The sequence below is a fragment of the Moritella viscosa genome, from assembly GCF_900120065.1.
GTDB classification, from domain to species: domain Bacteria; phylum Pseudomonadota; class Gammaproteobacteria; order Enterobacterales; family Moritellaceae; genus Moritella; species Moritella viscosa.
Map to the genome: position 1 here is coordinate 65,929 of NZ_FPLG01000015.1, position 13,580 is coordinate 79,508.

Genomic DNA, 13,580 nt, shown 5'->3' on the forward strand with positions numbered 1-13,580 from the left:
ATGTTGGCTAAATGGCTGGTGAAACTTAGTGTGTTAACACTGTTGGGTGCTTGTGCCGATAGCACTTATAATGTGTTTGAAGCAAAACCGGGTGAGGCCGAATGGTCACCAACAATCACAACTAAACCGGAAATAGAAAATGATGATGCGACCTTAGGTGATGGTAGTTTATTGGCTAATTCCTCGCTATTAAATATGTTTCAAGATCGTCGAGCTTACAATGTTGGCGATATTTTAACGGTAATACTAGAAGAGCAGACTCAGTCTAGTAAGCGAGCGAACTCAGGTATTAAAAAGAACGTTAAAAGTGGAGGTAATTATACCAGTAACCTCCCATTTTTTGATGAAACAGGTACGTTTAGTTTTGGCTCTGACCGATCATTTAATGGTGGTGGAGCATCAAGCCAACAAAATGCATTATCTGGAGCTATCACGGTGACGGTTGCTGAAATTTTACCTACGGGTGCGTTGCGTATTCGTGGCGAAAAATGGATCAAACTCAATCAAGGTGATGAGTATATTCGTTTGACAGGTCTAGTCCGGGTTGATGACATTGATAAATCGAATCGGATAAGTTCTCAAAGACTTGCAGATGCGAATATTACTTATGCTGGACGTGGAGAACTTGCTGAGTCGAATCAACAAGGTTGGTTTACACGATTTATTAATAGTAAGTGGTTTCCTTTTTAGGTATCAATCTGTGGTTGGTAGAACGTATTCAAAATGTGATTTAGAGACAATATAGCTTAGGTTAAATGAATGAAGAAACTAATTTTGTTATCAGTGTTGTTATACTCGACATTGTTATCTGTCGGTGCCAATGCGGAGTATCAGCGTATGTTATTGGATATTACCGATATCCAAGGGCTACGTAAGAATCAGCTGATTGGCTATGGACTTGTTGTGGGGTTAGATGGCTCTGGTGATAAGAGTCAGGTGCAATTTACGACTCAGTCAATGGTTAATATGTTGCAGCAGTTTGGCGTAAAGCTTGGAGATAAAGGCAAGCCTAAATTAAAAAATGTGGCTGCAGTTATGATTACTGCAGAGATTGGATCTCAGGCTGGTAAAGGTCAAACGACTAATATTACAGTGTCTTCGATTGGTGATGCGAAAAGCTTACGTGGTGGTACGCTGCTTTTAACTCCGTTACGTGGTATGGATGGTGAAATTTATGCTACAGCTCAAGGTAATCTTGTTGTTGGCGGCATTAAAGCATCTGGTGGTTCAGGTTCATCAGTGACAGTGAATACGCCGACTGTTGGTATTATTCCTAACGGGGGAACGATTGAAAAAGAGATCCAGACTAATTTTATTAGCGCAAAAGAAGTGGTTCTTAATCTTAAAAAACCGAACTTTAAAACGGCACGTAATATCGAACTTGCCATCAATGATATTTTTGGTGACGGTGTAGCACAAGCGCAAGGACAACATCGTGTGACCGTTGCTGCCCCCGTCGATGCGCGTCAACGTGTTACTTTCATGTCGATGCTAGAAGAGATAGAAATTGAGTTAGGCCGAGTTAATCCGCGTATTGTGTTTAATAGCCGAACAGGGACTGTGGTGATGGGGGCTAATGTGAAAGTTCGCAAAGCGGCTGTTAGTCACGGTAACTTAACGGTAACCATTAATGAACGCTCAAATGTAAGCCAACCAAATGCATTCTCTAATGGCGATACTACGATAACACCTGAGTCGTCGATCTATGTACAGGAAGGCGATAACCCGATGTTTATTGTGCCTGAAGGTACATCTCTGGATGTTATTGTCCGAGCTATTAATAGTTTAGGTGCATCGCCAGACGATTTAATGTCAATTTTACAAGCACTTGATCAAGCTGGTGCATTAGAAGCTGAATTGGTAGTGATTTAATGACAAAGATAGAAATAACGGGGTTAACAATGGACCCTACAACCGTTAATACAATTAAAGAAAATGGAAATACGGTTGAAGGTTTGACTCAGGCGGCCGATCAATTTGAAACTATGTTCTTACAAATGGTATTAAAAAGTATGCGTACTGCTAGTGATGCGTTAGCTTCTGATGATTCATTTGTTAATAGCGACCGCCAGCGTATGTATCGCGATATGTACGATGGGCAGTTAACAATGGCAATGGCGGATAAGAGTGCTCTCGGTATTGCTGACGCAATGGTTAGGCAGATGTCACCATTGGTTGAGAGTGTTAAAGATGTAATTGTTAAACAGGCGTTGCCATTAGTAACAAGTCTTTCTGAAGCATCTCTGGAAAATAATTTTAATTTTGGATTAAAGTTTAATGAAAAAAAGGTCGATTGTAGTTATCAAGGAACTAATAGTTATCAGCAAGAGGCTAATAGTATTCAAGAAACTTTGCTTGGCTCATTTAGCCAGTCGTTATTAAATATCCAGTAGATTAAGAGTAAATTAATTATGAGCATTTTCAGTAATGCATTATCTGGTTTAAATGCGTCGCAGATGGGAATTAAAGTAGTCGGTAATAATGTTGCGAGTGTTAACATTGCTGGTTATAGCCGTCTTGATGTGATCAGTAGTTCGCGCTATAGCGCAAGTAACTCAAACTTAAGTTCTGGTCAAGGCGTTGAGGTTACGTCTATCCGCCGTATCGCGGATAATTATCTCAATAATAGCCTGTGGCGAAGTAATTCAAAGAATGGTTTTGCTCAAGCGTATAGTGGCTATCTTACGAGTAGTGAGCTGCTTGTTTCTAATGAAAACATCAGTATATCTAAAGGCTTAGATGGCTTGTTTAGCGCTCTGGATGCAGCAACGACAGAACCAAGTACCATAGCACCTCGGCAGCAAATTATAGCTTCAGCGGATGCGCTTGCTAATCGTTTTAATTCTTTATATTCAAATTTAGATATTCAGAGTACAGATATTTCACAACAAACTAATGGCATGATGATCTCTGCGAATATAATGTTTTCGCAAGTGGCTGCTTTAAATAGTAAAATTGTAGAGAGTAGTTCGGCGGGTGGTAATGTGTCAGCGTTACAGGACCAACGCGCTGAAACGATTAGTAAATTAGCTGAATTGATGGATCTTGATGTCAGTCGTCAGAACGATGGTTCTATCACGCTTTCTCTTTCCGGCGGACAACCTGTTGTATTGGGGGCAAGTGCAGCAATGTTATTAAGCAAAGGGGTTGGCTACGCGGTGAGCATCGCGGGGCAGAGCTTTACTTTTAATGGTGACGTTGGCGGTAAAATTGGTGGTGTTTTATCCTATAAGAATCATGTTTTAGAACCCACTAAAGCAGAATTAGATAAATTAGCAAAAGATACCGCTGATGCGATGAATAAGCAATTGGAATTAGGCCAAGATATTAACGAACCAGTTGGTGTAGGTAAACCTTTGCTTAGTTATGACCCAGCCAATCCTGCGGGATCATTTCAGGTGTCAGATGGATTTAAGCCGAAAGATTTAGCGCTTGGTGCTGTCGGTACCGGACCTGGTGATAATACTAATTTGGTGGCATTACTTGAGATGAAAGATGGCTTTTTAGGTACTTACAATGGGTTGGTTGGTGATTTAGCTATTAAAAGTGGCGAGGCACAGTCTAGTGCGAAAGCAAGTAAAACGATTGCTAAAAATGCACTGGCTCAACGAGAGTCTGTAAGTGGTGTTAACCTTGATGAAGAAGGTATGTCATTAATGAAGTATCGGCAGTCTTATAATGCTAACTCAAAAGTAATAAGCGTAGCTGATGAGCTGTTCTCAACCCTATTAATGATGATGTAAGGAATAATTATGCGAGTGAGTACAGTTCAGCTTCAGCGTACCGTCATGAGTGGAATGGAACGAAGTGCAAGTATTTTTTCTCATATCAGTCAACAAAAGGCATCGGGCAAGCGTATGGTTAAACCATCAGATGATCCGCTAGGTGCAGTGAAACTGATGGCTTTACAAGCTGAACAGGTGAGTCTAAAGCAGTTTGATACAAATATTGAAAATGTGCGTAGACACTTATCGGGTGCTGAAACATATATTACCAGTATTAATGATCACTTTGACAAGTTACGTGATTTAACGTTAGAAGCGGGTAATGGCACGCTAAACGAAGAAGGACGTAAAGCGATTGCGTTGGAAATGAAGTCTGTAAAAGACTCATTATTAGCCACCGTAAATTCGAAAGGCAGTAATGGTAAATACTTATTTTCTGGCTCTGAAGTAGAGAAACAACCGATTGCAGGACCGGATCCTGTTACGGGGGATTATAGCTATGGCGGTGATAATGGTGAACGTTACATTACCATTGCGTCTGGAGTGAAAGTGGCTGCCAATGTGAATGCTGATGCGACATTCTTTGATGGCGGTAAAGATTTTTTCAAAGATGTAGATGGGTATATTGAAAAATTGAATCTAGGTACCGAAGTGCCTGGTGATATAAAGATGATGTTAGGTGCGGTGGATTCGAGTATCGATACTAATTTACAATTACTTACAATTGTAGGTACTCGTCTATCAGAAATTATGCAAACGAAAGATACAAATGCTGATATTAGTTTATATGGCAAAAATCTGCAGTTATCCTTAGAACAACTCGATTATGGCATGGCGTCATTTGATTTGGCTCAAGCTGAATTAGCACTAAAAACTACACAGCAGGTTTATGTTAAGGCAAGTAGATTAAGCTTGTTTAATGTGATGTAAGACAATGATAAATTTACTTAATAAAGTTAGTGATAATTTAATTAATAGCACTAAACATTCCCCATATCTTGCTACTCCAGCGGCAAATAAATCGACTAAAGGGTCGAGTGTTGATGCCGTTGATAGCAAGTTAGCGACGAATGAACAGCACAAACAAGGCAATGCTAATGTAGCAGCATCAGGCTTAGCGCGTTGGTCTGGGCTGAATTCAAACCAATTGGCTTTTAGTCAATATAAAAGTGCTGAGAGTAGTTTAGGTACAGTGTATCGGGAGCTTGTTAATATTAATACTATGCTCAATAGCAAAGTTAATAATGTTGAAGTGATGTCTAACCGAGTGCGCCAACTTGACCATGTCACAAGTAAAGATTTAAATGGCCAATTACAGCCAAAAGTATTGAATCGCCATTCAGACCGCCCTAATTACGTGTTGAATAGTGTGAATTTATTAGCGAAAAAACCTGCAGAAACACTGAGTATGGTATTGCCATCCGCGGGTAAATCGGTGAGTTTTCATATTCCAGCTTATGCTGAGCCAAAAGAAATATTAATGAGTATTAACCGCTCTTTAGCTGCGGTTGATACCAAGGTGACACTTAATGCTGAGCAAAAATTAGTATTCAATCCGACATCTGATAATAGTCGGTTCTTTAATGAACCGGTATTATTTTCTGGTGAAGGTATTCGAGTACCTGCGGGGAATCCTGTGCCAGTGCAGATGCGATTACAAGTTGGTGCTTTATTGAGTTTAGCTGACGCTATCGACGGCAATGCCGATAAACAAAATGTGCATAAGCAAGACGTCAATGAACAAGTAAGACAAGTACAAGCTGATGTGCGTCATGCCATCGTTCAGCTAAGAGCCGCAATGGATCAGGTTAAGAATAAAAATGTACAATCTGGCCGTATTGATATTAGAGCCGTGGAATCTGAGTTGTCTGAATTATTAACTGAGGGAGACTTTGGTAGCCGATTAACGAGTTTATTAGCACAAGCGAATATCTCTCGAAATACTGCAGTATCATTACTCATAAAATAACAAATAACAAATAACAAATAACAAATAATATGTAATAAACAATATGTAATATATGAAAATGTATTTAATGACCTCAGTTATAACTGGATTCATTGAGTGCATTTTTATTATTCGATAGATAAAGTTATTTTTATTCAATTAACTTTTTTTATTTTTAGTTATTTTAAATAAAAACAAAAATAAATTTAAGTTTTTAAAATCGAATGTCGCTTTTTATTTATAAGCGAGATGAGAAGGCATTGAATACTTTTACTTCATCTCTTTATAACTAATTACATTAGGATACTCCAACATGGCTTTATCAATTCATACTAACTACGCGTCACTGGCTACTCAAAACCAACTGGGCAAAACTAACAGCATGCTATCAACAGCAATGCAACGTTTGGGTACCGGTATGCGTATCAATTCTGCATCGGATGATGCGGCGGGCCTACAGATCGCAACACGTTTACAAACTCAGTCTAACGGTCAGAAAGTGGGTATGCGTAACGCGCAGGATTCAATCTCTATGATGCAAACTGCAGAAGGCGCATTGTCAGAGATGAGCAGCATTGGTCAACGTATGAAAGATATTGCTACGCAAGCGTCTAACGGCACTAACGGCAAAGCAGAATACACAGCGCTAAATGATGAATACAAAGAGTTAGCGGCAGAATTAACTAACATCGCGCAAAATACTCAGTACGGTGAAGGTAAGAAACTATTAGCAACAGAAGTTACAGCAAAAGAAGTTACAGATCGTGATACTGCACGTACAGCAGCGCTTAAAACTGAATTTGATGCGGATGTAGCAGCTAAAGCAGCCTTAAAAGCCAAACCTGCTGATGCAGCATTAATCGCAGCGGCAAAAACTGCTGCAGATGCTTTGGCAGTGAAAACAAACGAAGTAGACGACAAGACACCAAAACTAGTTGAGAGTACAAAAGGTGCCTTTGGTGAAGAGATTACTTTCCAAATCGGTGCATCTGCTAATGAGACTATGAAGCTAAATGTATCTGATAAGTTAAGCACTCTGGCTACAACGCAAGCTGGTTTAGGTAATGTTAGCGATCAGGCGTCTGCACAGACGGCAATGAAGAGTGCGGATGCTTTGATTGATGCTGTTGGCTCTTTACGTGGTCAATTCGGTGCATCTATCAACCGTTTAGATCATACAATCAATAACCTTGGCAACATGAACCAAAATACGGAACTGTCTAAAGGTCGTATTATGGATGCTGATTTTGCTTCAGAATCTGCAAGCATGACTAAGCAACAGCTGTTAATGCAATCTGGTATGTCTGTTCTTGGTAAGAGCAACCAGATCGGCGGCATGGTAATGGGGCTATTACGTTAATCGCGTAATGACCGAGTTATACATTAATTCCGTTTGGAATTAAAAATATGATCCTATATCCAGCTATGAATATAGGATCTTTTTTGTTTTTATGGAGTCGTTATGGCAATAGATCCCGCTTCTTTATCCTCAAAGTTGGTGGCTGCTACCCGTGCAGGTTTGGATAAACACAGTAATACGCAGAAAGCGACTGTCAATAATAAGATTAGAGCGTTCAAAGCATTAGACGGAAAGGTAGGTGATTTATCAACAGCGCTTAAAGATTTAAGTAAAAACAGTGACTTGAGGGCGACAAATACGAAGTTAAGTAGTGAAGGCATTATTAAAGCCAGCACCACTGACGGCGCTATTGTGGGTGATTACAGCATTGAGGTCAGCCAGTTGGCCAAGGCATCACGCATCGGCCTGACGTTTAAAGATGAGAATGTGAAGATACCGAATGAGGGCGAACTCATTTTTACGGTAGGTGGTAAGCCGTGGACGCTCACGCTCAGTGATACCAAGATATTACCTGCCGACGCTAACCTGATGGATTTGCGTAACGCGATCAACAATGCGAAAGATAATCCCGGGGTGCAGGCTGCCATTATTCGCACCGGTACAGATGTTAAACTGGTATTGAGCAGTTCAAAAACCGGTACCGAGCATGCGCTGAAAGTGGAGTATGTCGGAGGTTCTAAGACATTAGATGAAATAGTTACCCCTAAAACTGTTACAGACCCTGCTGATCCCAAGAAAACTATAGTCACAGGTCAAATCGAATTGAGCAAGGCGCAGGATGCCGAATTAACCTTTAATGGCATCAAGATTATTTCACAGTCAAACAAAGTTGAAAATATTACCGATAATCTCACCTTGGAATTAATAACCAAAACCGAAACCGACAAGCCGCTCACATTAACGGTCGGGCGTGATGATGATGCCATCACCAAATCATTAGAGTCGCTGGTCAGTGCTTATAATAGCTTGGTCGGTCGGGTAAAAACCGCGACGGTCTCTAAGGTTGAGAGTGGGGATACTAAAAAGATAACTCGGGCAGCTCTGTCTGGTGACAGCACGGCTTCCTCGATGATGCGTCAGTTACGCGCTGTATTTTCTAATTTGCCCGATGGTGGCTACCTGAGTCAGGTTGGTCTTAAGTTTGACAAAAATGGCGAAATATCCCTAGATAAAACAGCTTTGGCCAAATCGTTAGATAAAGATCCGGATATTCTCAATAACATGTTGTTGGGTAAAGATAGCATTGTGGACAGATTATCTACGACGTTAGAACCTTATAGCAAATCACGCGGTCTCTTTGATAACCGAGTGTCGAGTTTAAATTCAGAAATTGATAGACTGCAAGATAAAACCGCGCAGTTAGATGTGCAGATGGAGAGTCTGTATCAGCGCTACCTGAAACAGTTTACTGCGATGCAGCAATTACAGAGTCAGATGCAGCAGACCAGTCGTCTGTTTGGTATGAGCCAACAATTTTAGTCAATAGGATAGAAACATGAACGAATTTGATCCGGGTTATGATGCCTACCAGGAAACCAATACCGAAGCACAGGCTGCCACGGCCGATCCCCACAAATTAGTGGTGATGTTAATTGATGGGCTATTAGATGAAATAGCACGTGCAGAAGGTCATATTTTAGGTCGTAGATATGAGCATAAAGGTAAATCTATTAGTAAATGTTTAGATATTGTATCGGGTTTAGATGCGGCACTTGATATGGAAGAGGGCGGCGAAGTAGCGGTTAATCTTCATCATTTATATGAGTACTGTGCAAATGCACTATATAACATGAGTATCAGTAATGATGTTGAAGAACTTACTACTGTTGTTAATGTCATGGAAAATTTGAAAGAGGGCTGGGAAAATATAGGCCGAGATGCTGCTTAGTTTTAGCTCGATAATATTGGACTATAATGCTGGGGCATCCCGGTGTTATTAGTTCCGCTTGCGGAAGTTAAGCGGAAGTTAAGTTTCCTTTATTATTTTAATTTTACTTAAATAACAAGGCTTTAACAGTTGGTCTGTAGTTTGCATAATATTTCATTAGGGCGTATTGACTGAGGTAGTAAGAGTGTTAGATATAAAATCATTACAGCAGCAAATTATTATTTTACATAATCATTTTTGCCGCGTTATAAATGCAAGTAATGAAAATATTAACGTCGACGTAATGGTTAAGTTAGACAATGAAGTTGCTACCTTACTTTCGTTATTGAATTTAAAACCAGCGCTAAAGTTACAATTACATAGAGAACTCACTGCCTTAAAAAGCAGCCATTATAAAGTCCTAGAATTATGCAAACAGCAACAAACGCGTCTCGCTAGCTTAATGGAAAACCATACCCAAAATAGAGAAGGTATCATGGCGTATCAGGAACTAGAAATATGATTGCAATGAACAGGACTGCAGTCAGTCATACAGGCGCTCAACATCATACTTCTACGAATACTATCAAGCAGCAACCTCAGCAAGCGAAAGAGGCTGATAAACAAAGTGGTCATAGTATTGATGCTGAAGATCAAGATAGTATTGATTTTGTTAGCCCAGATCATCAGGACAATTTAGTTCCTCGAGACAAAAATAAAGACAGTGATTTTGCTCATTTTTTAGCACCTGAAGAGAATGTAACTGCAACTGCAACTGCAACTGCAACTACAACTACAACAGTAGAGTTGGCAGTGACGAGTGCCTCCGTTGCATCTATGTCGCCACTTTCTACACAGTTTGAGAGTCGCTCTGTGTCGGCAATAAATACAGTAAATAATGTTGAACTTACCCATCAACAAGCATCGTCAATATCGCTGTTACAAGCAGTGAGGCATCAAACGCAATCTACAGATACGAGTGCGGCGGATGCCGTTAAAGTGAAGGGGATAGCTAACCCTGACATTAAGGCGATGCAAACATTATCGACTGCAGCATTGCTGGATAGGTTAACGAATGCACATCTAAGCGATAAAAAACCAGTGGATGTTGCAAGCCTGCGTATCGAGCAACAAGTTGCCGATATTAACGCCCCTGATCGTTTAGTACAGCAAGCAAGTCAAGGAAGACATGAGTGGTCAGCTGTCAAAATGGATAGTCAGCAAAATGCATGGTCTAAACAATTATTTAATGTGTTGCAAGATCGTATTGAAATGCAAGTTCATCAGAATATCAAACAAGCAAATATACGTTTGGATCCACCTGATCTTGGCCGCTTAGATTTATCTGTTCGCATGGACGGAGACCGTTTAACTGTAATGGTTAATACCAGTAACAGTGCGATCAGAGATGCACTACAGGCATCATTACAGCAGCTTCGAAGTGAGCTTTCTAATCAGTTTGGTACTGGTGTCGATGTTAATGTCGGTGGCGGTTCTGGAGAAAAAGAATTTAAGGAAAGTGAAAATAATGTCGCATTATCTTTTTCTGAAGAGCAAACAGAAAATGCAATGCTTCCGCCAATCGAGTTGCATGGTTTATTTAATACTCTGGTGTGATTTTAAAAATTAAGGTTTTAATACATATATGAAAGTCAAAATATTAATTGTTGGGTTAGTAATTATCGCTGCAATGGGATTTTTAGGTTTTAAATATCAGGATCAGATTAAAGCATTAGTGCAAACGCCAGAAGTAGCACAATCGGTACGACCGTTTTATATACCTCTTGATAAAATGGTAGTAAGTGTTGAAAGTGAACGCACTATTTACTACGTCATGATGGAAGTTACTTTAGAGACTAAATTAGAAGCGTCTATTGAGGGGATTAATTATTACATGCCGGTGATCCGTAATTCTTTTGTTCAGAATCTCAGTCAACGCAGTTATGACATGATTCGTAAAAATTTGAAAAATATAGAACAATTAGAAATAGAGATGCTGTCAGGCTTAGATGAAGAACTCACTCGGTATGAAATGAATGGCATCATTGATGATGTTCTGATTACCAAACTGGTTATTCAATAGGGGCTTGCTGTGACAAACTCGGTTGCTTGGGACGACAGTTCTTTTAATGCTAGAACATCAGTTGTAGATGAAAATGCGTTATTGATTAAATATATGCATTTAGTCAAGCGGGCGGTGACGCATTTACGTAGCCAGATTGGTACGCTGCAATCCTATGAAGATCTTGTTCAGATTGGGACTATGGGTTTACTTGAAGCTATTCGCCGTTATGGCTGTGAGCCTGATGATGCATTTGAAAGCTACGCTTTTCAGCGTATACGAGGTGAGATATTAGACGAACTAAGGAGGCTGGATTGGCGCCCACGTCAAGCACGTCAACAAGGTCACTCATTAAATCATGCTAGACGTACTTTATCTCGTACGTTAGGTCGGGAAGCGAATGAAAAAGAGTTAATGGCATTTTTAGAGATTGATGCTGAACAGCTGCAAGATATGATCTTTGATAGTGTATCTGAAGAGATGCAGAGCTTCGATGAGTTACTGCAAGCAGGTACTGATATTAAAGATGAAAACTCAGATATTCAAAACTTTGATATGAAGCGTAGCCTTAAAAAAACACTGTCTTTACTCGATCAAAGAGATCAATTATTACTGACCTTATATTATCAATATGAACTTAATATGAAAGAGATATCCCTTACCCTTAAGATCACTGAATCTAGAGTGTGTCAGTTACATCAATTGGCGCTTAAGAAGCTCCATTCTCATTTAACCAATTTATTGTAAGGCATTGTTATGCAAAAATTTGTAGGTCTGGGGGTCATCCTCCTTTGTGTTTTCGGTGGTTTTGTCCTTGCAGGAGGAAAACTTGCTGCAATGTGGCAACCAGCTGAATTACTGATTATTCTAGGTGCTGGTATTGGTTCAATGTTGATCGCAAATCCTAAGTATGTATTGGTTGAATTAAAAAATCAGTTCTTTGCATCTTTTAAAAAAGAACCCGAACGCGGCGAGGTAATGAAAGAATTACTGTTGGTGATGCATACGCTGCTGGAAATGGTTCGTAATAAAGGACTAAAGTCGATTGATGAACACATTGAAAATTGGGAAACGAGTTCATTATTCTTACAATACGAAAACATCCATTCTGATCGTCTATTAATGCATTTTATTACTGATAACTTTCGTATGATGTCAATGGGTAAAATGTCGCCTCATGAGTTAGAACATGTGTTAGAAAGTGAAATAGAAGCGCTTGAAGATGATTTATTAAAACCATCAGAAGCCTTGCATACTACTGGTGAAGCTATGCCTGGCTTTGGTATTTTAGCAGCCGTAATGGGTATTATTATTACTATGTCTTCGCTAGACGGACCATTAATGATGATTGGTTTACACGTTGGTGCAGCTTTAGTCGGGACTTTTCTTGGTATTTTTTTATGCTACTGCTTATTTGAACCGATTGGCGAATCACTTGCTGCGCGCGTTCATCATAAATTAATGCTATTGACTTGCGTAAAAACGATGATGGTGACACATATTTCAGGTAAATCACCGGTGCTATCTGTTGATTCTGGGCGCAAGCTGATAGATCGAGAAATTAAGCCGACATTTATTGAAATGGAAGAGTGGCTTAACGCTAAGGTAGGCTAATGTCAGAAAGTATTATTGTTAAGCGTAAAAAAAGAAATCGCGGTAAATCTAAAGGTGGCGGTGCTTGGAAAGTCGCATTTGCTGATTTCATGTTAGCTTTGATGGCTTTTTTTATGGTGTTGTGGATCCTCGCTGTTTCTGAACCCGATGAACGTGAGGAATTTTCTAAACGAGTACGTAGTTATTCATTATTTGAGAGTGAAAGTAATCCATTTGATTTTAATGGTGATCCTTTGCCGATAAGTATTGGCGCTGACTTATCTGTATTAGACAGTAAACATCAGCCAGATCTAACAAAAAAATCAGTATCTAAAAAAACGGCTCGTTCTTTAAATCAGCGTACTGCAGATGATGAAGGGGATAGTGGTTACGGTGATAAGGCTATGATGAGTTCATTGCTGAAAGGGCTGTTAACTTCTCCAGAACAATTAGCATTATTAGCCTCTAAATTAGAAGCTATTACTGATTCGATTGGTGCAGCGGAAAATATTGACATTGAAGTGGTGCCACAAGGTTTACGAATTCTATTACGTGATAACGCTCAACATAAGATGTTCCGCCGTGGTAGTGCTCAGATGACACCATTTTTTCAGGATGTCTTACGCTCATTAGCGCCCGTTTTTATTCCTATTGAAAATAAGTTAATGATCTCTGGGCATACAGATCGCTCTAAGTTTCATAATGCGGCATTTACTAATTGGGAGCTGTCTAGCCAACGGGCGCTACAAGCAAGGCAAATGCTACAAATTGGTGGAATGCCGAGAGAGCGTGTTGCACAAGTCGTCGCTATGTCAGATACGATGCCTATTGATGCTGCGAATCCTAAATCGAGTGTTAATCGACGGATCGAGTTATTGTTACTGACTGAAGACGCTGAAGAAGCCATTAAGTCGTTATTTAATCGAGATAAACCGGATAATGCTATTGATAACGCGGTTGATAGGGCTGAATATAATAGACCCGTATTAAGATCAAAAGTCTTATTTGATAACGTAGGGAAGTGA

The 13,580-nt window shown here is 39.8% G+C and carries 15 protein-coding genes; all 15 read left to right on the forward strand.

From position 1 onward, the window contains the following. The 15 genes from flgH (at nucleotide 1) to BT797_RS02545 (ending at nucleotide 13,580) form a co-directional block, all read left to right on the forward strand. Nucleotides 1–690 carry a flagellar basal body L-ring protein FlgH gene (gene flgH, locus BT797_RS02475; protein ID WP_045109195.1) on the forward strand — a complete coding sequence of 230 codons (690 nt, stop codon included), beginning with the start codon at nucleotides 1–3 and terminating at the stop codon, nucleotides 688–690. A gap of 69 nt (nucleotides 691–759) precedes the next feature. Next, nucleotides 760–1,872, forward strand: a complete 1,113-nt coding sequence (locus tag BT797_RS02480) for a flagellar basal body P-ring protein FlgI (RefSeq protein WP_045109196.1) — start codon at nucleotides 760–762, stop codon at nucleotides 1,870–1,872. Then, nucleotides 1,872–2,393: a rod-binding protein gene (locus tag BT797_RS02485; protein WP_052678241.1), complete on the forward strand. Its 522-nt coding sequence runs from the start codon at nucleotides 1,872–1,874 to the stop codon at nucleotides 2,391–2,393. Before BT797_RS02480 ends, BT797_RS02485 begins: the two co-directional genes overlap by 1 nt. Nucleotides 2,394–2,411: 18 nt before the next feature. Continuing rightward, a complete protein-coding gene (gene flgK, locus BT797_RS02490) occupies nucleotides 2,412–3,743 on the forward strand; it encodes a flagellar hook-associated protein FlgK (protein WP_045109197.1) in 1,332 nt (443 codons plus the stop codon). Nucleotides 3,744–3,752: 9 nt separating this feature from the next. Then, nucleotides 3,753–4,655, forward strand: coding sequence for a flagellar hook-associated protein FlgL (gene flgL / locus BT797_RS02495; RefSeq protein ID WP_045109198.1), 903 nt, complete (start codon nucleotides 3,753–3,755; stop codon nucleotides 4,653–4,655). Nucleotides 4,656–4,659: 4 nt separating this feature from the next. Next, nucleotides 4,660–5,694, forward strand: a complete 1,035-nt coding sequence (locus BT797_RS02500) for a DUF4349 domain-containing protein (protein WP_075470993.1) — start codon at nucleotides 4,660–4,662, stop codon at nucleotides 5,692–5,694. 292 nt (nucleotides 5,695–5,986) lie between these two features. Continuing rightward, nucleotides 5,987–7,033 carry a flagellin N-terminal helical domain-containing protein gene (locus BT797_RS02505; protein ID WP_075470994.1) on the forward strand — a complete coding sequence of 349 codons (1,047 nt, stop codon included), beginning with the start codon at nucleotides 5,987–5,989 and terminating at the stop codon, nucleotides 7,031–7,033. A 102-nt stretch (nucleotides 7,034–7,135) separates the two neighbouring features. Next, nucleotides 7,136–8,512 (forward strand): flagellar filament capping protein FliD, encoded by a 1,377-nt coding sequence (fliD, locus tag BT797_RS02510; RefSeq protein ID WP_045109201.1) that lies wholly within the window; start codon nucleotides 7,136–7,138, stop codon nucleotides 8,510–8,512. 16 nt (nucleotides 8,513–8,528) lie between these two features. Beyond that, nucleotides 8,529–8,921, forward strand: a complete 393-nt coding sequence (gene fliS, locus BT797_RS02515; RefSeq protein ID WP_045109202.1) for a flagellar export chaperone FliS — start codon at nucleotides 8,529–8,531, stop codon at nucleotides 8,919–8,921. Between the two features lie 184 nt (nucleotides 8,922–9,105). After that, entirely contained in the window at nucleotides 9,106–9,423 is a 318-nt protein-coding gene (locus BT797_RS02520) for a hypothetical protein (RefSeq protein WP_045109203.1), read from the forward strand. Further along, complete coding sequence (locus BT797_RS02525; protein WP_075470995.1) at nucleotides 9,420–10,517, forward strand: flagellar hook-length control protein FliK; 1,098 nt, start codon at nucleotides 9,420–9,422, stop codon at nucleotides 10,515–10,517. Before BT797_RS02520 ends, BT797_RS02525 begins: the two co-directional genes overlap by 4 nt. A gap of 28 nt (nucleotides 10,518–10,545) precedes the next feature. Beyond that, complete coding sequence (locus tag BT797_RS02530; RefSeq protein ID WP_045109204.1) at nucleotides 10,546–10,983, forward strand: flagellar basal body-associated FliL family protein; 438 nt, start codon at nucleotides 10,546–10,548, stop codon at nucleotides 10,981–10,983. 9 nt (nucleotides 10,984–10,992) lie between these two features. After that, nucleotides 10,993–11,709 carry an RNA polymerase sigma factor FliA gene (gene fliA / locus BT797_RS02535; protein WP_045109205.1) on the forward strand — a complete coding sequence of 239 codons (717 nt, stop codon included), beginning with the start codon at nucleotides 10,993–10,995 and terminating at the stop codon, nucleotides 11,707–11,709. Between the two features lie 9 nt (nucleotides 11,710–11,718). After that, nucleotides 11,719–12,576 (forward strand): flagellar motor stator protein MotA, encoded by an 858-nt coding sequence (gene motA, locus BT797_RS02540; protein ID WP_045109206.1) that lies wholly within the window; start codon nucleotides 11,719–11,721, stop codon nucleotides 12,574–12,576. Beyond that, the gene (locus tag BT797_RS02545; RefSeq protein WP_075470996.1) at nucleotides 12,576–13,580 is read left to right on the forward strand and encodes a flagellar motor protein MotB; all 1,005 of its coding nucleotides are present in this window, start codon (nucleotides 12,576–12,578) and stop codon (nucleotides 13,578–13,580) included. Before motA ends, BT797_RS02545 begins: the two co-directional genes overlap by 1 nt.